The organism is Peribacillus sp. TE19612, from assembly GCF_056279465.1.
The window spans coordinates 313,218-333,549 of sequence record NZ_JBWCCL010000001.1 but is presented as its reverse complement, the minus strand read 5'-3'; the positions used below and the strand labels follow the sequence as shown (position 1 = coordinate 333,549).

Genomic DNA, 20,332 nt, shown 5'->3' with positions numbered 1-20,332 from the left:
AAATAAGGATATATGATGTAAATATAAAAAAAATTGATGTAAATAAAAAAATATTAGTTCCCTATCATCATAGGAAACTAATATTTAAGAGTGGTGTAAAATTCGAGACATTTAATAAACTCCCTGGCAGCTTTTGAAAAATACTGCTTCTTAGAGCGAACGTAACCGAATTCCATTGTATTATTTTCCAGCTCCACCAAAGGAATGGCCACAAGTTCCCCGCTTAGGAAATAGGGGTCGCTGTTAACTCCAATATCATAAGAAAAGGCAATCGCTAATCCCTCAGCGACGGTTTTTTTGATGATCTCTGTATTATTTGTGAAAAACAAAATATTCATCTCACCGTAATGATCAAAAAAACCTTTAATGAACGACTTCATTCTTGGTCCATTGTAAATGACCAAATTTTGGTCCATCAGCTCTTGTGGGGTTATGCTTTTACGGTTCACTAAAGGGGAGTTCTTACTGACCATCACAATCACTTTTGCTTCCATCAAAGGTTGGAATTCCAACTCAATTTCTTTTGGTTTAACCTTTGGGATATTCAATAGCCCGATGTCTATCTTACCATTCCGTACTTCTTCGGTTATCTCTTGTCCCCCTTTTTCTTCAATGACAATTTTCACCTCGGGATACTTCTTCTTAAATAAGGCCAAGGATTTAGGCAAAACCGTTAGAAATAAACCTTGTGTTGATGAAAGGCGCAACTCTTTTTCCATCGTATCTGAATGTATTTGGGCACTGTCTCTTATTTCTTCCAATTTGCTTAATACTTCAAGAGCTTTCTGGATGATTTCCTTTCCGTCTTCTGTAGGTATGGTTCCTAACCTTGACCGCTTGAAGATTTTTATACCTAATTCCTTCTCCAAACTCGTAATGGCCATACTGATTCCAGATTGAGAGATATGGAGGCTTTCTGATGCCGTGGAAATCGAGTGAACCTCGGCTACCTTAATGATATATTCCAATTGTTCAATATTCATGGTTTATTCTCCTTCTAGCCTATTACTACTATCATACCTCGAACAGAAAGCCCTTTCAATTTTAGAGAAGTGGAATCAGAACACCTCAAGCTGTATTCTCAAAAGCAGAATCCAGTTTTAAACAATGGTAGATGTTTTTTCGTATTCTTTAGCGGGTTGTGCCTGATTATTTTTAATAGATACGGCAACAATCGTTCCCAATAACGCTATTATCACCAAAAACAGGAAAGCGGCATTATAGGAGTCATTAAACAGACTGATAATCAAACCGAGGGCTAAAGGAGAAACCGCACCTGCAATTTGACCGGCGAAAGTTACGAGTCCGGAGGCAGAGCCCGTTAGTTCCTTTGGTGAGTATTTTATGATGATCGTATATAGAACGGTTCCAAAGAAAGACAGTGCTACGGAGTTGAGGGTGAGATACGTGATGATAAGTCCTATAGACGTGGCGTTAGACATTAAAAAGAGAAAAATTGCCGATAATAAAGCGCCTGCAGCGGCAAGATACTTCTCCCGGTTAGCCATATGTTTATCCAGAAGCCACCCGCTTACATTAAACATCAAGAAACCAAAAATATAAGGGATTGCCAATAAACCTCCGGCGGCTATTAAATCCACTCCTTTTTCTTTAACCAAATATATAGGCATCCAAGTGATCAAACCATAGTTGATAATATTTGATATAAACTTGAATGTTATGAGTTTCCAAATATTTTCGATTTTAAATAACAGTTTCAGAGCAACCTTTTTTTGTTTCGGTTTGTCTTTTTTAACCTCTTGATTTCCTTGAGGCTTGAGAATGAACCAAATTCCGAAAGAAGCCAATATCCCTAGAATTCCGGCAATGGTAAACATGCCCCGCCAACCGAATGCCACCACCATTGAAGCAGCAAGTGCAGTACCTAATATCCCGCCAATATTTTGGGCAGACAGGAAAAACGAATTTGCCCGGCCCCGTTCTTCTTCCGGGAAGTTATCTCTTATAGTGGACATACTGGCAGGATAGAAAGGCCCTTCACCTAACCCGAACAGAAAACGGATGAATAATAAAGACATAAATGACCAAGCAAACCCAGTCATTACAGTGAACAAGGACCAACTAAACAAAGAAACAGTAACCATGACCCTGGCGCCATACTTATCGGTCATCCATCCACCAAGCGGTTGCATGAGTGAGTAGCTAACAAAAAATATACTAATTAAAATACCTGTCTGGGACGTAGTGAGATGAAACTCTTCTGCAATAGGAATAATCCCGACATTTATGGCAACGCGATCAAAAAAACTTAAAATCATTCCAACAAATAAAAGGCCGCTAATCATTATTTTTCGTTTATTACTTGCATATAACTGCATTTCCCATCACTCCATTTTTTCATATTTTCACAAAACCTCAGTCACATAGGAAGCGCTTACAATTCCTTTCATATTACAAAACTTGAAATTTTCTTTTTACGGTTATGACTTTTGTTCTGTAACTATTAGGAGCGTTTTATAAAAAAATAAAAACGAAACAGGATGCCTACAGGAATAATTAATACATTCAAACCCACGAGACTGCTAAGTAGACTCGTGGGTAACCGATTCATCCTGGTTTCAGAATATGAAGTGGTTGATTATCACGGAGTTACGATATTAACCTTTGGTTGGAATTGATCCAGCAAAGTCAGGAAATCTTCAAACTGTTTTTTATCACCGGAAATCGCAACTTTACCGGCTGCTTCCATTTTGGATAAATCTTCACGTCCCAGAGCAATCTGATAGAAGGTTATTCTATCTAATATTAATGCTGCATCAGGGTTGGACGCCATTTTCCCTTTTTTGAAGTTCAATACAGAATTATTCAGATCGATGGTGTAATTGGTTTTCGAATCTGTAAATGTCAAATTGAATGTCATATTTTTATTTTCCGCTTTTATCCCGTTTAATTTAATGGACAAGAATTTCAGGAAATCATCCATTGGCATATTGAGCAGCGTATCGAGATTCATCATTCCGCCACTTCCCTTCGAGTCCGCCACGCCGTTCCTTAACTCATCTGCGCCGGTAAGATAGAAATTACGCCACACAGAAGATTCTGCTGTGTATCCTAATTGCTCATAAGCTTTAGCCAGTAAATTTTTTACTTCTGTATTTTTGGGGTTAGCCATGACTACATGCTTTAAGACTTGAGCGACCCAGCGATATTCCCCTTTTTTATAATCAAGTTTTGCCTGTTTAATGACCTTCTTTTCTCCACCCATATATTGTACATATTTAGCTCCCGATTCCTCTTGTGGCAATGGATCCAAGTCGGATGGATTACCGTTGAAATATCCTAAATAAAAGTTGTACACCGCCTTTACGTTATGTTTCAATGTTCCGTAATACCCCCGATTGGCCCAGACTTTATCCAACTTTTCAGGAAGCTTTAACTTTTCCGCGATTTCGTCGGGTGTGAGACCTAAATTAGCTAATCGTATGGTTTGGTCATGAATATATTTGTACAAATCACGCTGACTCTCCAACTGCTCCAAAACATTGTCCCTTCCCCATATAGGCCATGTATGGGCCGTAACCATAGCATCTATATCCTCGTTTCCAAACAGATCAACTGTTTCATCAAGTGCTTTCACCCATTTTAAAGTATCTCTGGTTTTAGCTCCCCTTAATGTATAAATATTGTGTAACGTGTGTCCGGTGTTTTCCGCTACCACTAAAGTTTTGTAATCATTGATATAATAATGCATTTCAGATGGAGCTTCCGAATCCGGCGTCAATAAAAATTCAAATGTTATTCCGTCTATTTCCACCGTTTGAATATCATCCTTCACTTCCATTGTTGGAGGTAAATAGCTAAAAGTTCCGTTACTTAATCCAGGGCCAATACCAGAAGTAACAAATCCCCTTTCATTTGCGGGTAAGAGATTTCCAAACATATAACCTGCACGGCGAGACATTATATTGCCTAAAAGAATGTTTTCATTTAGCGCTTCTTCGTTAAAACCTGCCGGGACAATAATCGGCACTTTAGCTGGATTTTCAGCATATTGAGCAATGCCTTTTATACCACCAAAATGATCCGCATGACTGTGACTAATAACAATTGCACTTACTGGGTATTTGGGCCGATGTTCAAAATAAAGCTCCATGGCTGCTTTGGCTGTTTCAATAGTAGAAAGTGTATCCAAAACTATTAATCCTGTTTTTCCTTCCACAATGGTAAGCACTGATAAATCCTGACCCCGAACTTGATAAACGCCATCCACTACTTTAAATAAGCCTGTTATATTTTGTAACTGAGCCTGTCTCCACAAGCTTGGGTTTACAGTAAAGCTTGCCGGCTGATCTTCTTTGATGAATGAATATTGATTACTATCCCATACCACGTCACCTTTTGGATTTTTAATGGGATTCATATTCAAAGGCGCAATGAATCCTTTATGTGCATTCTTGAAATCTTCCTTGTCTGTAAAATTCAACTGTTCATAAAAAGCCTTATTTGCTGAGATTGTTGCATCTGTTGCCGGCATTGGCTTATCTGAAGCAGCATTTGTAACAGAAGACCCTGCCAGTAAAACAAAAACAATGGGAACGGTTACAATTCCTTTTATAAAAGATATTTTGGACATTTCATACCCCTTTCTAAGTAGATATCTTGTATCTATTCCGAATTTTGCAGCAGTAAACTTTCTCATTTTTTAGAAACTTTTAGAATAATATGAATTTATTTTATAATTAATTTGACTTTAAGTATATTTCCTATTTTTAATGGTAACTTCAATTTTAATTATATAAAGGCCATGTTAAATTCTAATGTTGATATTTGACCATAAGAAAACCGCCTTGGTGAAAAGGCGGTTCATTGAGCTATCGTCCCCGTACTCCAAAAATCACCTGGCTGACAATCCAAAGTCTTACATATCCGTTAATCATTCATTTTTTTGACATTATATCTGGGGCATTTTTTAATGGCTTTTGAAGTGCGTCCACAATGGCAGCGATGATACTTGTTGCTAAAATACCCATTAGACATAATGATGTAGGACCCGCTGCATCATCACTACCTGTAACTTTAGCAAGCACCCTTAAGCTTACTATTCCTAACAAAATGAGGAAAATGACTGTAAAAGCACATTTCTTTATAATCTTCAAAGATTTAAGGGATAATTCAGAGAAAGCATTGTTCTTTTCGATGTAGGTTAATAGTTTATATGCTTGATACAATGCAACAGAAAACGCAATACAGAATCCGTATGCACATACTAAAAAGGGGATTAGGAAGTAAGCCGTATCTGGATGTACCCTTGCATCTCTAACGGCTATCTCAGGCAACCAGATACACAAAGCAAGCACTGCAATTCCAGCCAGAAAAATAATTACCTTTAAGAAAGTGGTTGAACCTCGTTTAACATTCATTTAAAACACCTCACTTATTTAATGACAACTTGATTTTAGCATATAATTTATCGTATAACAGTAAATTTATATTGTTTTTATTTATATTATTATTGTTATTGTTATTGAAATATCTTTTTAATTTTGACAAAAATAAAAAGCACTTCTCATTACAAAGAAATGCTCTTACTTTAAAATGTTAAATTTACAACGTTCTTCTGGTGCGTTGAAGAGGCGTGTTTGTGAGGTCGTTGAAGGTTTGATGGCAGGCTTTACAGCGGTAACGCTGCTGTTCCACCTCTCCAGCACGTGTTTTGATAACGTATTTACCAAATCGCACAACAAAATGGCTGTCGCAATGTGGGCAGACAAGACTAGCTTTATGCTTTTGTACCTGGATTTCATAAATTGCACGAATAGGAGCCGACATCGGTTTCGTTCGAGACTGCAAGAATTATACAAGTTGCTGTTTATCGCTTTCATTTAATGCTTCGGCGAGCTTCTTTATTTCCTTTAACTCCACGCTATATCATCTCCGAACCATCATTATATCTTTTATTATGCCCATTAATCCCTTTGTTTGTCTAACCGAAGGCTGAAAAACCAAATACAACATGCCCCTCCCGATAGAGAAGAGCTTTTAGTCCCATCCTTATTGAAGGAAATCAACAAATTTAGACACCCCTATTTTATTAAAACGCTTGTTTTTCCTGACTAGCCATAAATTTCTTGCCATATTTATTCTGTATATATCCACTTCCCGCAAAAAGCCTTGCTCCAATTCCCTGGCCACTGTCAACCTTGGCAAAATGCTGATTCCAAGTCCAGCTTCAACCGCACTTTTTATCGCTTGTGTACTGCCAATCTCCATGTAGCTTTCAATTTTTTCTAAAACCCCATGCTCCCTTAGCATATTTTCTACGATAAGCCGTGTTCCGGAAATGGATTCACGCCAAATCATCCTTTCATTTCCCAATTCCTCTAGCTGAATTTCTTTTCTGTCTTTCCATGGGTGGTCTGATGGACATACCAATATCAATTCGTCCTCGGCGAACTTGTCTACAATAAAATCGGTGTTTTCCACAAGTCCTTCCACCAAGGCCAAATCAATGACATCGTTTGAAAGATCCTCCAGAACCCGGGGTGTATTTTTTATCGTCAATGTCACTTTTATTTCTGGCTGTTGTTTTTTGAATCTCCCAAGCAAGCTAGGCAACAAATACTCGCCGATAGTCAAGGAAGCCCCTACTATGAGATTTGCATTGTACTTCCCCGTCGATTGCTGAATCACTTCTTTTGAATGGTTGAAGTCATTTACTATGGCTTTTGCAAAAGGGTATAACAGCTTTCCTGCTTCTGTAACTCTCAGCCTTCCTTCCTCACGGTCGAATAACAAAGTGTTATAATAATTTTCCAGTTGATGGATCTGCCGTGTTACAGCGGGCTGAGATAGGAAACTTAACCTTGCTGCCTGGCTTATACTTCCTTCATCCACCACTAAACAAAACATTTTCAGATTTTCCAATTTCAAGAAAACGACCTCCATGTTTTTAGATAGTTTATTAAAATGATAGCATCATTAGGTAAATGGTGAAATGAAAATAGTGAGATACATTCTAAGGCTATTCAATTATTGGCGGCATTCTTTATAAAACGGATGAATCTTCTGGGTATAACGTTTTGTTATACCCGATGATTTTGTTGCAATTTACCCAGCCCTTTTTCTTTGATATGTTAATGATAAGAATTAAACAAAGCATGCAAAGGAAGTGACTGATGTCAATGAAAGGACAATGGAAAACTCTATTCCAATTATTTTGGACCTTTTTTAAAATAGCACCTGTCACATTCGGAGGCGGGTTTGCGATGATCCCTTTAATCGAAAATGAAGTGGTCGAAAAGAGAAAATGGATGAAAAGCGAAGAAGTTACGGATGTTTTTGCTTTATCTCAGTCCGTACCGGGAGCTGTCGCCATTAACTCCGCCACCTTTATCGGCCATCGAATTGCCGGAATGAAGGGGGCAATGGCAGCCATGATCGGTGTTTCATTACCTACCTTTTTAATTGTTCTGCTCCTGGGCATTGTGTATTTTTTCATTCAGGATAATCCGAAGGTAGAATCTGCATTCATATCTATCAGAGTTTCCATAGTAGCCATCATCGCCTATGCGGCTATCAAGATAGGAAAAACGGCAGTTGTAGACAAATCAACTTTCTGTATTTTAATAGCAGGAATTCCCGTCCTCTTCTTTCTTCACCCTGTGATGGTTATATTAGCAGGAGCTCTAGCGGGTATTGTGACCATCTCCATTAAGAGAAAATTAGGTTACGATGTCAAGATGGACAAAAAAGATAGGAAAATAGAAGAAAATGATTTCGAACCTTTCATGGGTGCTGGCATATAGGTAAATCAAAAAAGGTTTAACTAATTTTCAAGAAAGCATGTGATGGAATGATGGTATTGTGGGAGTTGTTTAGCACCTTCTTTATTATCGGCTTTGTATCTTTCGGAGGCGGATACGCCATGATTCCCGTAATAGAATCGGAAGTCTCACAGCATGGATGGATGACAACGCAGGAATTCACCGATATAATCGCCATTTCCGGAATGTCCCCAGGACCTGTCACCGCCAATAGTGCCATTCTCGTTGGCTATTCGACTGCTGGGTTAGCAGGAGCCATATCATCTGCTCTAGGTATCTTGCTTCCTGCCATTATATTCGTAACCGTTATAGCTACATTTTTCAGCAAATTGAATCATTATCCAGTTGTTCAATCCATGTTTTATGGATTAAGACCGATTGTCACTAGTTTGATCATCTTTGCAGCGATCAGTTTAGCACTTTCCAATCATATGATAGCCGTGAACTTTTCATGGCATACGATAAGCTTATTACTCGTTTTTGGTTTATCGTTATTTGCCCTAATGAAATTACGCTGGCATCCAGCCTATGTAATTATTCTTTCCGGTTTAGTTGGTGTTGTCCTCTATTCATGACAGGTGTCGCACACACAACCATCATTAATTTGGACCGGAATTAAGCAGAAAAATTGAAAAATGATTGATACTATATAAGTGCGAGAAAACTTTATTAAGTTTATGTATTTACCATACAGAAAACACCCTGCATCCAATGATTCAGGGTGTTCAGACTGTAGACAAACTCAATGAAATTTTAGGGGTTTGTTCAATTTAAACGTTGATTTCCCCTCCAGGCACTCGCTTTCCGCGGGCGGTCCAGGAGCCTCCTCGGCGCCTTTGCGCCTTCGGGGTCTCCCCTGGACTCGCTTTTCCCGCAGGAGTCTCGCACACCCGCTTCAATCAACTTTGTTTTAACTTTTAGTTCTTCGATCCATTATTTCCCGGCTGAAACCGTGGAAAACCAATCAGGATTGCAATGATGCCACAAAGTCCAATCAGGATTGGGTAATATGAATACGGCAAGATGCTTAACGGAGAAATTTTTGCTACCCCTGCTGCAACAAGCAGTTGTGCTCCATATGGGATCAACCCTTGGATACAACATGCAAAAATGTCAAGGACGCTCGCCGATTTCCGCGGATCAATTCCATATTTTTCAGCAATATTTTTGGCAAGTGGCCCGGCAATGATAATCGAAATCGTGTTATTTGCCGTTGAAAGGTTCGTCAAACCAACAAGCCCCGCAATGCTGAATTCCGCCCCTTTTTTCGATTTGCTATTTCGCGTCACAAGGTGGAGTAGAAAATCGATACCGCCATTATGTTTGATTACAGCTACCATACCTGCAATTAAAATGGCAAGGAAGGAAATTTCATACATTCCAGCCATTCCTTCTCCAACTTTTTGGATGACACCCAACGGTTGATAACTTCCATCCGCCAACCCGATAATTCCGGCAAATACGATTCCGATCGAAAGGACCAAGAACACATTGACTCCTGCCAATGCAGTGACCAATACGCAAAGATAAGGAAGAATCTTCACCCAATCATAAGACTGTTGGGAAATGTCAGCTTGTTCACCCATCGTTAAAATTCCTAGGATGGCACATGTGATGATGGCTGCAGGTAAAACGATGAAAAAATTCACTTTAAACTTATCCTTCATTTTCGTTCCCTGAGTTCGGACTGCAGCGATTGTCGTATCTGAAATGAATGAAAGATTATCCCCAAACATCGCACCACCAATAACGGCCGCCATTGAAAGGGCAAGCGAAATATCTGTTTGCTCACTAATTCCAACCCCAATAGGTGCCAGGGCAACAATCGTTCCCATGCTTGTCCCCATGGATAGTGAAATAAAACAAGCGATGATGAAAATTCCTACCATTAATAGATTTTGGGGAAAAACAGCTAAGGCAAGATTCACTGTTGATTCAACTGCCCCCATACCATTGGCAACTTCGGAAAAAGCTCCGGCTAAAAGGAAAATGATTACCATTAACATAATATTGGCGTCACCGGCACCTTTACAGAAGATATCAACCTTTTCATTGAATGTCTCTTTCCGATTCATCGCCAATGCAGCTGCCGATGCAATGGATATCGCTACAATCACCGGAAATGAATAAAAATCTTTAGTGATGATTCCGGACCCAATAAATAAAATTAAAAATACGACAAATGGGATCAATGCCCATGGATTCCCTTTATTGTTTGCACTCATGATGTACACCTCTTTTTATTTTTCCCGCGACATGTGTCACAGCTCTTATTCTATTAACAGTTTTCGCAAATAACTCCAATTTGAACCTACCTGATTATCCAGTCATGGAGCTGTAGCAAAAAACTGGCATAAAAAAGACCCCTTCTATTTAACAACAAGAAGAGGTCTTTTAATTTATAAAAAACACCCTCCTTATCTTTCAGGCGAAAATCAGCCTGCTGGATTTGGCACAGCACTCCATTTAAGTCCGCTGCCGAGACATCTTCGGGCCAGTCCCTCCGTCTCTCTTGATAAGAAGATTACATTATATAATTTATCAAAAATTACGATGCCTGCCAGAAAAGTACCACGCTGGAACTTGCCTGAGTTCGTGACATCGAAAGTCGTTTTGAAAAGCAAATATAACAGTACAGCATTTCGCCTATTTTCGCAAGGGGTAATTTTTAAAGTGTTTCACATGTACTCCTTACTGTTTATAAAGAGATCTAAGTTGATTGGAGCGGGGGTGCGAGATTTCTGCGGGAAAAGCGAGTCCTGGAGGCAACGTCAAATTGTATAAACCATAAAAAAATGCAGACAAACTCGATTTCCACCGAGTTGTCTACATTCTGAGAAATCTAATGAACTCTCAGCAAATTTGTTGGATTAGGTTAGGTGTATTATTTTTAGTCGAGTTTACATCAGTCGATACTTCAAATGCTTCCATCTGTTCCGAATCGAATGACTTTAAATACCGTTGCAGATATGCAGGATCATTAATGGAAGGATTCAACCAATCTTTTTCATCTTCTGGTTTTAGGATGACAGGCATGCGGTCATGAATGCTGGTCATTAGCTCATTTGGCACAGTTGTTATAACGGAGCACGAATAGATGCTGATGCCTTCAGGAGATTTCCAGGATTCCCAGAGACCGGCCATTCCAAATGGAGCATGATTCTTCAGTTTTATTCGCATCGGTATTTTTCTTTCTGGTGTCTTCTTCCATTCATAAAAAGAGTCAGCGATTATCAAGCATCTCTTCTTCTTATACGCATTCCTGAAGCTTGCTTTCTCAGCAATGGTTTCCGCTCTGGCATTGATCATTTTGTAGCCCGCTTTTTCGTCTTTTGCCCAGAAAGGAATGAGTCCCCACCGAAGATATCCAAGCCGATTCCTTACCCCGTCATTAATGACGGAGAGCACGGATTGGGAGGGAGCAATATTGTAGCTGAATTGGTATTCCTCATCAAATGACCCTTGAATATCAAACCGTTCTTTTATTTCTTCTATGTCAGTGAAAAGAGTGAAACGTCCACACATAATATCGCCACCGTATTAAGATTTATTACAGTGTATCAAATGGAACGGGCAGTCACAAATCAGCGTTCTAAAATCCTGATATCAGTAAATGGTTGATTAAATAATTCGCTGGAAATCAAAAGAGTGCCAAGGACTTCTCTTTCATCTTCAGCTTTAATGATTTCCGACAAAATTAAGGTACTGCCATTCCTAACCGTTACTTTATATTCATTCATGGAATCCCTCCTCAAAAGGCTAGATGGTTGTTATTATAAACCAAAAACCCACAAGTATCAGTATTGAACTTAGCAGAGTCATGGAAAATCTACATGCCTTTATACTTTAAATGGTTAGTCGAACGAAGCAATGCCTGGGACCATGAATCCTTGTGAAGGAGGCGCAAAAAACTGTCCATGAATGATTCATGGACAGTCTGGGCGCTTTAAAGGTTTTTCGCTTCAATACTGAAGATAACATTAAGGAAAGCCCCAACAGTCGATACGAAAAGAAACGCTCTTTCTAGTAAGACCGAATTGGAGTTGCCGCCATCCCATGTCCATTATTTAAAATGCAGCAAAACCTCATTTATTAAATGCCCTGCCAGTGTAACGGTCTTATTATTTTCGTCCAATGAAGGGTTCACTTCAGAGATATCAAATGAGAGGATCTTTTCATTCGATACGATATGCCTAATAATGGCTCGGACCAATTTCGGATCCAGTCCAAACGGCGATGGTGCACTTACCCCAGGTGCGTAGGCTGAATCAATAACATCCGTACATAATGTAAGCATGATATAGTCATTTTCCTTAGCGAATTCATTTATCCTCCGCTTCGTTTCATCCATTTCGTATAATGACAAATCTTCTTCCAATATGTAGTCGACATTACTCCTCTCTGCAGTTTCAAATAGTGCCTTCGTATTCCCCTGCTTCTGAATTCCGACACATAAATAGCCACAACTTTGATCTTCGTCCAAAATCTGCTTAAACATCGTGCCAGATGAAGTTTCATTTTCATAAGGTCTCATATCAAAGTGAGCGTCAATATTAATAATCCCTAGTCTAGCTTTTGGTCCAATGGATTTCCTAATCCCAAGATAATGGCCATACAGGGTTTCGTGACCTCCCCCAAGTATGATAGGAATCGCTTTACTCTCCAAAATCCGAGCAACAGCTGATCCCAGTTGAGATTGGGCGGCTTCCATATCTGTACTTTCACATATTACATCGCCAGCATCCACCAGCTCGGTTTGGGAAGGTAAATGACAGGGTAATTTTGCCAACGACTGCCTAATATAATCAGGACCCTCGGCAGCACCAACCCTGCCTTTATTCCTTTTGACTCCTTCATCACATTTAAAACCAATGAGTCCAAAAGTTCGTGATGCATTGGAAGAGGTGGCTAATTCCGAAATTGGTGCCAAGCGCACTCTTTGGTGGTATCTGAAGCTGTCTAGGTCAGTTTGGGAATCAATTCTTCCATTCCAATATTTTAAAGTCGGGTGAGTATACATAATTTCTCCTTTATTTTAAAAATTCTGAAATATCTTTCTTAAAAATTATAATGGAGATAATGTATAATTACCAATACAAAAATTTAATATTTCTATAGAAGGTATAGCCGCTTTCAGCGTACATTTATGATATTGACAGATATATCTGTTGGAGAATATCTTCCTCGTATCCGTTTGACATTGCTGCTCAAGCCAGTAGATTTAGCAAGGGAGTATCGATTTTGCCTATAAATAAAATCCACAAAAAGCCCAATTTCTTGATGTTGTAAGCGAGAAATTAGGCTTTGGCATCATATAAAAGCGACCTTTAACAGAAGGCCCGACCTCAAGTTGATCTTACTAAAATTTAGTATCAATTTTCAGTTACTGCCCCCTTATATGACCTAGTGACAGGGGGCTTTGCCAAAAACCGCAAAGCATCATGATTTCAATGATTCTCCTAATTCGAATGTTCTTCTTTATGATAGAAATGTAATGAATTATAGTATTTCTATATAACCTTCTGTTCCATTTACTCGAATACGTTGCCCATCTTTTATCAGCTTGGTGGCATTTACCACACCGACAACGGCAGGTAAGCCATATTCACGTGCGATGACTGCTCCATGGGTCATCAGCCCGCCAACTTCGGTGACGAGTCCTTTTATGGATACAAATAATGGTGTCCAGCTAGGATCGGTAAAGGTTGTAACCAGTATATCTCCATCTTCTAGATCTGCATCTTCCATGTTTAGGATAACGCGTGCTCTGCCCTCTATAATTCCGGAAGAAACCGATAGACCTACAATAGCTTCGGCCATGAGATTGTCTCGTTTATACTCCCCTACAATGATTTCACCATCAGACGTGATAACACGTGGTGGAGTAAGTTTTTCATATAATCTGTACTCGTCTTTTCGTTTGCTGATCATCTGGTAATCTAGTTTATTTGTGCGTACGACTTCATGAAGTTCTTCAAAAGTGAGATAATATATATCATCTTTTTCATGAATAACTTTGGCTTGTACGAGTTGTTCGGCTTCCTTGAGTAAAGCCTGCTTATAAACGAAGTAGCGGTTAACCATGCCGTATTTTGGATATTCCCGATAACCGATGAAATTCCGGATTAGACTGATCATTCGTTTTGTTTCTTTGGCTTTTTGTTCACCATCCGGTAATTGCTTCAATCGATCTAATATCTCTAGTTCTTTTTTCAAAGCTTCCTGTCGCCCTTGCTCAAATTTCAGATTGCTAGCATTAGGCTCAAAGTTTTTGATATTACTAAGAATCACGGGGACAAGTGTAGTTGGTTTTTCGCTCCAACGGGTTTTAGTAATATCGATTTCTCCAGCACATCGCATTCCGTATTTGCCGAAATAATCATAGATAGCATCCTGAGTTTCCTGACCACCATCAAACTTAACCAGTTCATCCATAAAATTATCATCTTTTACTTGTTGTAAATAATCAATTACTTTTGGATAAGGACGTATCACATCTGCGACATCCATTAGGGCCAGACCCATTTCTGAAGTTATATTGTTTGGTACAGATTGAGAAAGCGTGTCGGCTGCGTTTTTTTCACCTAACCACTTATTCATTTTTTCATTGATCCATGATGATGCATCTATAGCAGCCATAAACACAGCTGAACTTTGTGGGTCAAATAAAATCTTCTTTAATATCTGGATATCTTCCAGAATGAAATCAAATAACTCCGAACCTGATTTCGTTTGGATGTTTTGTTTTAATTCTTCTATCGATGTTTGACTACGTTTAATCAAATCAGAAACGATTGTCGGGTCGTTTTCAATTTGTGCCCTAGAATCCGCAGACGGCACACTTTTATTGCTTTTACCGGAACTCTGTTCTTGCTTATCATTTGGTACAGATTTTATGAAATCCCCTCGCTCTATTATGTTAATGAGTGCGTCTTTCATGAGCGGGTCGTGTTGTCCCATGGCCTCTACTAACATTTTTCTGCTTTCAGGTGAAGCCACCATATGTGTGACATCAACAAACAACCTTCCGCCAGCTATACGCATGGGTGCAGGAGTCGTTAACAGCCAAAAAGATAATCCCAATGGTTTCATGGCGTCAGTCATCATTTGCTGATGACCGACAGATACATAAACGTGATTCTCTTGATCATTCGCTTCAGGGATGGGGTATAAAGTAGTGATTGGACGGCTCTGGACAATATAAAATGTATCATCAGCCAAACACCATTCGATATCTTGCGGACAGCCAAAATGCGCTTCAAGCTTTCTGCCGATCCTTTCAAGCCCCAACACTTGCTCATCTGACAGGGTCGATAAAACCTGCTGCCCCGGCTCAATTTCCTTTTCCACCGTTCCGCCTTCTTTTCGTGCATATATAGCCAACTTTTTGGCAGAAATCTTCTTCTCCACAATCCTACCTTCTTGCACTTTATAATTGTCCGCAGACACTAAGCCAGAGACAAGTGCCTCACCCAGCCCAAAGCTAGCATCGATCGAAAGCACCTTGCGGTTTGAGGAAACTGGATCAGCTGTAAATAGTATTCCGGAAGCTTGAGGAAAAATCATCCTTTGAATAACAACAGACAGATAAACCTTGCGATGGTCAAATCCGTTTTGCATTCGGTAAATCACAGCACGATCAGTAAATAGCGAAGCCCAGCACTTACTAATATGTTGTAAAATTGCATCTTTTCCTTTGATGTTTAGATAGGTATCCTGTTGACCTGCAAAGGACGCAAATGGAAGATCTTCGGCTGTAGCGCTAGAACGAACAGCATATGCATGCTCGAAGCCAAAAGTTAAGAGACATCGGTCGATATCTTCTTCGATCCCCTTGTCGATCTCGATTCCCTCAATCAGATCACGAATCTTCCTGCTAATTTCACTTATTCTTTTTCGTTCGTCCACTTTTTGTACTGCAAGCTGATCGAGTAATTGATGAAGCTCATCATTTTCCCCAATGACTCTTTTAAATGCCTCAGTGGTAACACAAAATCCTTCTGGTACAAGAATTCCATCTATCCTCGAGCATTCGCCCAAATTCATCCCTTTGCCACCGACCACCATTTGTTTCGTTTTATCGATCTCCCGAAACTCCAGTACATATGGTTTCATTTCTTTCCCTCCCATTTATCGCTCAGTACCAAGACAATCATATGACAAAAATTGTTAATGTGATCAACCATTCACGCTGTCCAGTCGTTCTTGCTCCTACTGAAGTTCCATGTTCCTTCTCAGTCAATCCTTTTTAAAAAAAAGGATTGACTGAGAAGGAATTTATGTTGTATAATTATAATAGGGTATAAACTATAAAAAAATATTAAATTAGTGTATCTATATAAATTTATCACAGTTTCTCATTGTTTTCAATGTATTTCCATGACCACAATTGAAGTAAATGCAATGGCAGAAAAACACCATTTTACAAGGTAACTCACTCACAATAAATGATATTCAATCATTTATTGCAGCGTTCGGGGAAATACGGATTTACAACCTTACAGAAATCCCAATAGTAAAAAGCCCGATTTCTTAATAAGAAATCGGGCTTTTTTGGTTACCCCATTAAAGCGTCCGAGTATTAATCAGGATTTTAAAAATTTTAACCTTCCCAATAATTGTACTTAAACGACTTTACAAAGAAGGCTGTCTTCTGGATTTAGATTCAAGAATAGTTTCAATTGACAGTAAACATCCATGAAACACCAAATTTATCCTTCAACGAACCGTGAAGTTTCGCAAAGAATGTTTCATGAAGATCCATATGTATAGAACCCTCTTCTTTTAATATGTTCCATGCCTTTCTAGCTTGTTCCTCCGAGTTAAGCTCCACACTTACAACCACTTTGTCACTATCCTTCAATTCACGGTTTGAATCAGAACCCATTATAATTCCATCTTCTGTTAATCTTAATTGTGAGTAAAGAACAAGGTCTTTATCACTCTCTTCAACAGGAAAGTCTGGGCTTGATGGGATTTCACTATATTTTTGCATAGCAATAAGTTCCCCGCCAAATGCCTCAATATACAGTTTGAAAGCCTCTTCACATTCTCTGTTAAACATTAAATATGGTTTAATCATTTTCATTCTCCTTTGAATCAAGTTTGGATTCCTTAATAATAACCGGTACCAAGATTGTCATCGTTACAAGCATACAAGAACATTAGTTCTATTTTCAAATAAAAACTTCTGATCATTCTTTTTTATAATAAAAACTTAAACCTGTATCATTATGCACAAAAATAGCATTGTTATATTCTCGACGTACAGCATGATAAACGGTTTCCAAAAATAGAAAGTGATTTCATCACCAAAACTTATAATAATTTCCACAATATGGCACTATCCGGAACAAGGATCAGCGCTCATTTTTCATTTTAGGGGAAGGATATTATTGGTACCGCCTCGTGTAGGACAGCAAAACAAGAAAACTGCCTCCCCCTGCTACATGAAGTTAATCCGAGATAAATATTTTCTCCAATATTATTTGACGGGAATATTCCTGTTTGTTTATATCTCACCCAAAGGACTATAATTCTAATAAAACATGGGGTAAAGATGAATACTACATTATTAATTACTCTTCGAGTGGGGGTGATGACCTCATTAGAAACGGCCCTTTCACCGCGGGAGAATATGCAGAACGACTTCAGATTCGGCACCCATTGGCATCCAACCAGAGTCCTTTAGCATTAAACATTTGGTTTTGGTTCGAACAGTATTGTGAAATATGGGAAGAAAGACTCGACAGCTTGGAACTTTATCTGAAGAAACTACAAAAATTATGATTGGAGTGGAGGAATAAAATGTTCCAAAAAACCGAAATCACCCGCAGTTTCAATGCTCCTCGCGGCTTGTATTTAAGGCTTTTACCGAATTAGAACATCTGCAGAACTGGTGGGGCCCAAAAGGATGGGCTTTTGATATTTCTAAGTTTGAGCTTCGCCAGGAAGGTGAGCCAGACATCTCCTGATGGTAATGTAATGTGGGTCAAATTTGTTTATCATGAAGTAAATGCACCAGATAAACTCGTTTACACCTCTTTCTTTTCTGATGAAATGTGGAACATCGTACGTGCTCCTTTTAACGACAACTGGCCATTGGAAACTCTCAACACTTTTACATTCACCGAGCAAAACAACACTTACGATGATTGGGGCACCTGTATCACCAACCGAGGAGGAAATGAAAACTTAAGAGGAGTCGCAGGAAATGGTTCAGGAAGGCTTTTCAGGAACCTTCGTTCAACTGGCTGACTACCTCTCTACTATTTCATATAACTAAAAAAACAACCCCAGACCTCTCTTTACATAGAGAAATCTGGGGTTTTCAAGTTTAGGTTCATTTAGTATTCAATTTCCCGAGCAGACTTAGAAAGGCAATCAATTCGTGACACTGCCATCTTCGTCCGGATCTTCTATATCCGCCGGATCATTTTCCAATAGTGCCTCTTTGTCTTTTTCGTTCCATTTTGTTTTATACCCTAATGATTTCGCTACTCCTAACACAGGTAGATACGATTTTTTATCTGGTTTAAATGTTTCTAAATCCCCTGTTTGGATTACACCCAAACCAAGTAGTAATTTATCTGATTGGATATAGGGTTTCTCATCGATCAGTTTCATTTGATCAGCTGTATAAGGATAAACGGCTCCATTCACTTTTAAGGTAAACGGTCCCTTTTTTTCTTCTTTTATTTCTTTTGGCTTTTTCGATTTATGGGAAACATTATACACACCTTGAACAGTTCCTTCTCTCGTATTATCGGCTCCTCCATACATTTTCCCCTTTTCATAATCATAAATAACAGCTTGCACATTTCCGATATGTTGCGGTTTTTCTTCATAAACATGGCCTTTTGCCATTAACTCCAGCCTTGTATTTTGTTCAATTCCCGGTTCCCACCTAACTGTCGGATATCCAGCAGAATAAATACGTGGCGCATATATGGCATCTTGAATGAGCATTTTATGATCAAGCACGTTCATGATCGTTTCAGATACCGATGCGATTATCGTCGCTCCTCCTGGAGAACCAATGGCCATGAAGGGATTTCCATCTTTTAATACGAAGGTCGGGGACATACTGCTTCTTGGTCTTTTTCCTGGTTCCACCTGGTTAACTCCACCCGGTGTGGCATCAAAATCCGTCATTTCATTATTTAGCATGAACCCATAATCTGGTACCATGATACCAGATCCGAATACTTGCTCGATTGTAGTCGTATAAGCAACCATATTTCCCCACTTATCCATTACAGAAAAGTGAGTCGTTTGTCCGATTGGGGTTTTCTCTTCTTTTACCATCTTCATTGCAGTGGGTTCTTTGCCCTCATACTTCCATGGATCGCCTGCTTTGACATCAGCTGTTGATCTATTTGGATTGATGAGTTTTCTTCTTTCTTTAATATAATCTTCATCTAATAGTCCTTCTGTTGGTACATCATAAAAATCTTCATCCGCCATATAGGCAGCGCGATCGGCAAAAGCAAGATGCATGGCTTCGGTTAGATGATGAAGATACTCAGGTGAGTTGGCCCCCATCTTTTGCACATCGTATCCTTCCATAAGCTCCAGGATTTGTAGCACAGTCAAACTGCCTGAGCTTGGTGAAGCTGCCCCTACCACTTCAAATCCCCTATATTCTGATTTAATCGGCTCTCTCTCTTTCACTTCATAGTTTTCCAAATCCTCAGTTGTCATCGTTCCTTCACGCTTTTGTACTTCTTTGGTAAGTGCTTCCCCGATTTCACCTTTATAAAAAACGTTAGAACCTTGTTTTTTTATTAACTTAAGAGTCTTTGCCAGATCTGGCTGAACGAGGGTGTCTCCCTCTTCCAACGGCTTTCCGTCTGGTACAAAAACTTTTGCAGCCGCTTGGTTATTTTTAAGCTTTGTTACATTTTCATCGATATACTGTGCTGTTGCCCAATTGACTTTTACCCCTTCTTCAGCCTGTTTAATGGCCGGGCCAGTGACTTGTGATAATTTCAATGTTCCATATTTCTCAAGAGAAGTCTCCACCCCCATCAGTGTCCCAGGAACTGCAACCGCTTTCCCTGATGTGTGCCGCTTACTAAAAGGAATAGGTTTTCCCTTTTCATCTAAAAAAAGTTCAGGCGTAACATTTTGAGGTGCCATTTCGCGATTTTCGATCATCGTTATTTTATTTTCATTTTTATTATAAATCATGATAAAACCACCGCCGCCGATTCCAGACATCATTGGCTCAACTACATTTAATGATAATTGAATGGCAGCTGCTGCATCGACTGCATTTCCGCCTTGTTTTAGTATCTCTATACCCGCTTCAGCTGCTAACGGATGAGAAACTGATACGATTCCATTTGTAAAACCCTTTCCCATTGACCCATCCACTCCAGGAACACTTGCAAAAGCTGGTGTGATCATACAAAAGAAACTGAAAGTAACTAAAATAAAACTTTTTAAAAATTTCATGAATTAGTCTCCTTTCAAAATAAAACAAATTAGGGCTTTATCATAAGGCAAGTGGATATACGAGCAGATTTCTCTAGTAGGAATATGCT

The 20,332-nt window shown here is 39.2% G+C and carries 15 protein-coding genes, 1 pseudogene and 1 riboswitch; of the genes and pseudogenes, 3 read left to right on the top strand and 13 right to left on the bottom strand.

The genetic code is table 11. From position 1 onward, the window contains the following. Positions 1–77: 77 nt before the first annotated feature. The 6 genes and pseudogenes from ACZ9AO_RS01565 to ACZ9AO_RS01540 form a co-directional block, all read right to left on the bottom strand. Positions 78–983, bottom strand: coding sequence for a LysR family transcriptional regulator (locus ACZ9AO_RS01565; protein WP_476108294.1), 906 nt, complete (start codon positions 981–983; stop codon positions 78–80). A gap of 117 nt (positions 984–1,100) precedes the next feature. Continuing rightward, positions 1,101–2,339: an MFS transporter gene (locus tag ACZ9AO_RS01560; RefSeq protein ID WP_048679211.1), complete on the bottom strand. Its 1,239-nt coding sequence runs from the start codon at positions 2,337–2,339 to the stop codon at positions 1,101–1,103. 263 nt (positions 2,340–2,602) lie between these two features. Next, positions 2,603–4,594: an alkyl/aryl-sulfatase gene (locus ACZ9AO_RS01555; protein WP_476108293.1), complete on the bottom strand. Its 1,992-nt coding sequence runs from the start codon at positions 4,592–4,594 to the stop codon at positions 2,603–2,605. Between the two features lie 304 nt (positions 4,595–4,898). Further along, complete coding sequence (locus ACZ9AO_RS01550) at positions 4,899–5,381, bottom strand: DUF2975 domain-containing protein (protein WP_476108292.1); 483 nt, start codon at positions 5,379–5,381, stop codon at positions 4,899–4,901. 193 nt (positions 5,382–5,574) lie between these two features. Next, positions 5,575–5,883: pseudogene (locus ACZ9AO_RS01545) on the bottom strand (transposase); the annotation flags it as partial. Between the two features lie 129 nt (positions 5,884–6,012). Continuing rightward, positions 6,013–6,891 (bottom strand): LysR family transcriptional regulator, encoded by an 879-nt coding sequence (locus tag ACZ9AO_RS01540; protein WP_053534783.1) that lies wholly within the window; start codon positions 6,889–6,891, stop codon positions 6,013–6,015. Between the two features lie 245 nt (positions 6,892–7,136). Here ACZ9AO_RS01540 and ACZ9AO_RS01535 point away from each other — a divergent pair, with 245 nt between their 5' ends. Both ACZ9AO_RS01535 and ACZ9AO_RS01530 read left to right on the top strand, forming a co-directional pair. Beyond that, positions 7,137–7,766 carry a chromate transporter gene (locus ACZ9AO_RS01535; protein WP_240520656.1) on the top strand — a complete coding sequence of 210 codons (630 nt, stop codon included), beginning with the start codon at positions 7,137–7,139 and terminating at the stop codon, positions 7,764–7,766. Between the two features lie 47 nt (positions 7,767–7,813). After that, a complete protein-coding gene (locus ACZ9AO_RS01530; RefSeq protein ID WP_251539217.1) occupies positions 7,814–8,359 on the top strand; it encodes a chromate transporter in 546 nt (181 codons plus the stop codon). A gap of 342 nt (positions 8,360–8,701) precedes the next feature. Here ACZ9AO_RS01530 and ACZ9AO_RS01525 read toward each other — a convergent pair whose 3' ends face one another. From ACZ9AO_RS01525 to ACZ9AO_RS01500, 6 genes are all read right to left on the bottom strand, one after another. After that, positions 8,702–10,009 carry a Na+/H+ antiporter NhaC family protein gene (locus ACZ9AO_RS01525; protein WP_251539215.1) on the bottom strand — a complete coding sequence of 436 codons (1,308 nt, stop codon included), beginning with the start codon at positions 10,007–10,009 and terminating at the stop codon, positions 8,702–8,704. A 189-nt stretch (positions 10,010–10,198) separates the two neighbouring features. Next, positions 10,199–10,306: riboswitch (SAM riboswitch) on the bottom strand. A 331-nt stretch (positions 10,307–10,637) separates the two neighbouring features. Next, positions 10,638–11,309, bottom strand: a complete 672-nt coding sequence (locus tag ACZ9AO_RS01520; RefSeq protein WP_476108290.1) for an SOS response-associated peptidase — start codon at positions 11,307–11,309, stop codon at positions 10,638–10,640. Positions 11,310–11,368: 59 nt separating this feature from the next. Next, positions 11,369–11,524, bottom strand: a complete 156-nt coding sequence (locus ACZ9AO_RS01515; RefSeq protein WP_153246094.1) for a hypothetical protein — start codon at positions 11,522–11,524, stop codon at positions 11,369–11,371. A gap of 323 nt (positions 11,525–11,847) precedes the next feature. Next, positions 11,848–12,804, bottom strand: a complete 957-nt coding sequence (hutG, locus tag ACZ9AO_RS01510; RefSeq protein WP_476108288.1) for a formimidoylglutamase — start codon at positions 12,802–12,804, stop codon at positions 11,848–11,850. A 479-nt stretch (positions 12,805–13,283) separates the two neighbouring features. Then, complete coding sequence (gene ppsA / locus ACZ9AO_RS01505) at positions 13,284–15,899, bottom strand: phosphoenolpyruvate synthase (protein ID WP_476108287.1); 2,616 nt, start codon at positions 15,897–15,899, stop codon at positions 13,284–13,286. Between the two features lie 562 nt (positions 15,900–16,461). Further along, a complete protein-coding gene (locus tag ACZ9AO_RS01500; RefSeq protein ID WP_289349791.1) occupies positions 16,462–16,866 on the bottom strand; it encodes a VOC family protein in 405 nt (134 codons plus the stop codon). Positions 16,867–17,738: 872 nt separating this feature from the next. Between ACZ9AO_RS01500 and ACZ9AO_RS01495 the strand changes: the two genes are divergently transcribed. Then, positions 17,739–18,041 carry an SRPBCC domain-containing protein gene (locus ACZ9AO_RS01495; RefSeq protein WP_476108286.1) on the top strand — a complete coding sequence of 101 codons (303 nt, stop codon included), beginning with the start codon at positions 17,739–17,741 and terminating at the stop codon, positions 18,039–18,041. A gap of 126 nt (positions 18,042–18,167) precedes the next feature. On the opposite strand, the gene ggt is transcribed toward ACZ9AO_RS01495, so the two are convergent. Then, positions 18,168–20,243 (bottom strand): gamma-glutamyltransferase, encoded by a 2,076-nt coding sequence (gene ggt / locus ACZ9AO_RS01490; RefSeq protein ID WP_476108285.1) that lies wholly within the window; start codon positions 20,241–20,243, stop codon positions 18,168–18,170. Positions 20,244–20,332 lie beyond the last annotated feature (89 nt).

Excerpts from the sequence above, each read along its gene's own strand:
- ACZ9AO_RS01565 (WP_476108294.1), bottom strand. The coding sequence starts at position 983 with ATGAATATTGAACAATTGGAATATATCATTAAGGTAGCCGAGGTTCAC.
- ACZ9AO_RS01560 (WP_048679211.1), bottom strand. The coding sequence starts at position 2,339 with ATGCAGTTATATGCAAGTAATAAACGAAAAATAATGATTAGCGGCCTT.
- ACZ9AO_RS01555 (WP_476108293.1), bottom strand. The coding sequence starts at position 4,594 with ATGTCCAAAATATCTTTTATAAAAGGAATTGTAACCGTTCCCATTGTT.
- ACZ9AO_RS01550 (WP_476108292.1), bottom strand. The coding sequence starts at position 5,381 with ATGAATGTTAAACGAGGTTCAACCACTTTCTTAAAGGTAATTATTTTT.
- ACZ9AO_RS01535 (WP_240520656.1), top strand. The coding sequence starts at position 7,137 with ATGTCAATGAAAGGACAATGGAAAACTCTATTCCAATTATTTTGGACC.
- ACZ9AO_RS01530 (WP_251539217.1), top strand. The coding sequence starts at position 7,814 with ATGATGGTATTGTGGGAGTTGTTTAGCACCTTCTTTATTATCGGCTTT.
- ACZ9AO_RS01525 (WP_251539215.1), bottom strand. The coding sequence starts at position 10,009 with ATGAGTGCAAACAATAAAGGGAATCCATGGGCATTGATCCCATTTGTC.
- ACZ9AO_RS01520 (WP_476108290.1), bottom strand. The coding sequence starts at position 11,309 with ATGTGTGGACGTTTCACTCTTTTCACTGACATAGAAGAAATAAAAGAA.
- ACZ9AO_RS01515 (WP_153246094.1), bottom strand. The coding sequence starts at position 11,524 with ATGAATGAATATAAAGTAACGGTTAGGAATGGCAGTACCTTAATTTTG.
- hutG (WP_476108288.1), bottom strand. The coding sequence starts at position 12,804 with ATGTATACTCACCCGACTTTAAAATATTGGAATGGAAGAATTGATTCC.
- ppsA (WP_476108287.1), bottom strand. The coding sequence starts at position 15,899 with ATGAAACCATATGTACTGGAGTTTCGGGAGATCGATAAAACGAAACAA.
- ACZ9AO_RS01500 (WP_289349791.1), bottom strand. The coding sequence starts at position 16,866 with ATGATTAAACCATATTTAATGTTTAACAGAGAATGTGAAGAGGCTTTC.
- ggt (WP_476108285.1), bottom strand. The coding sequence starts at position 20,243 with ATGAAATTTTTAAAAAGTTTTATTTTAGTTACTTTCAGTTTCTTTTGT.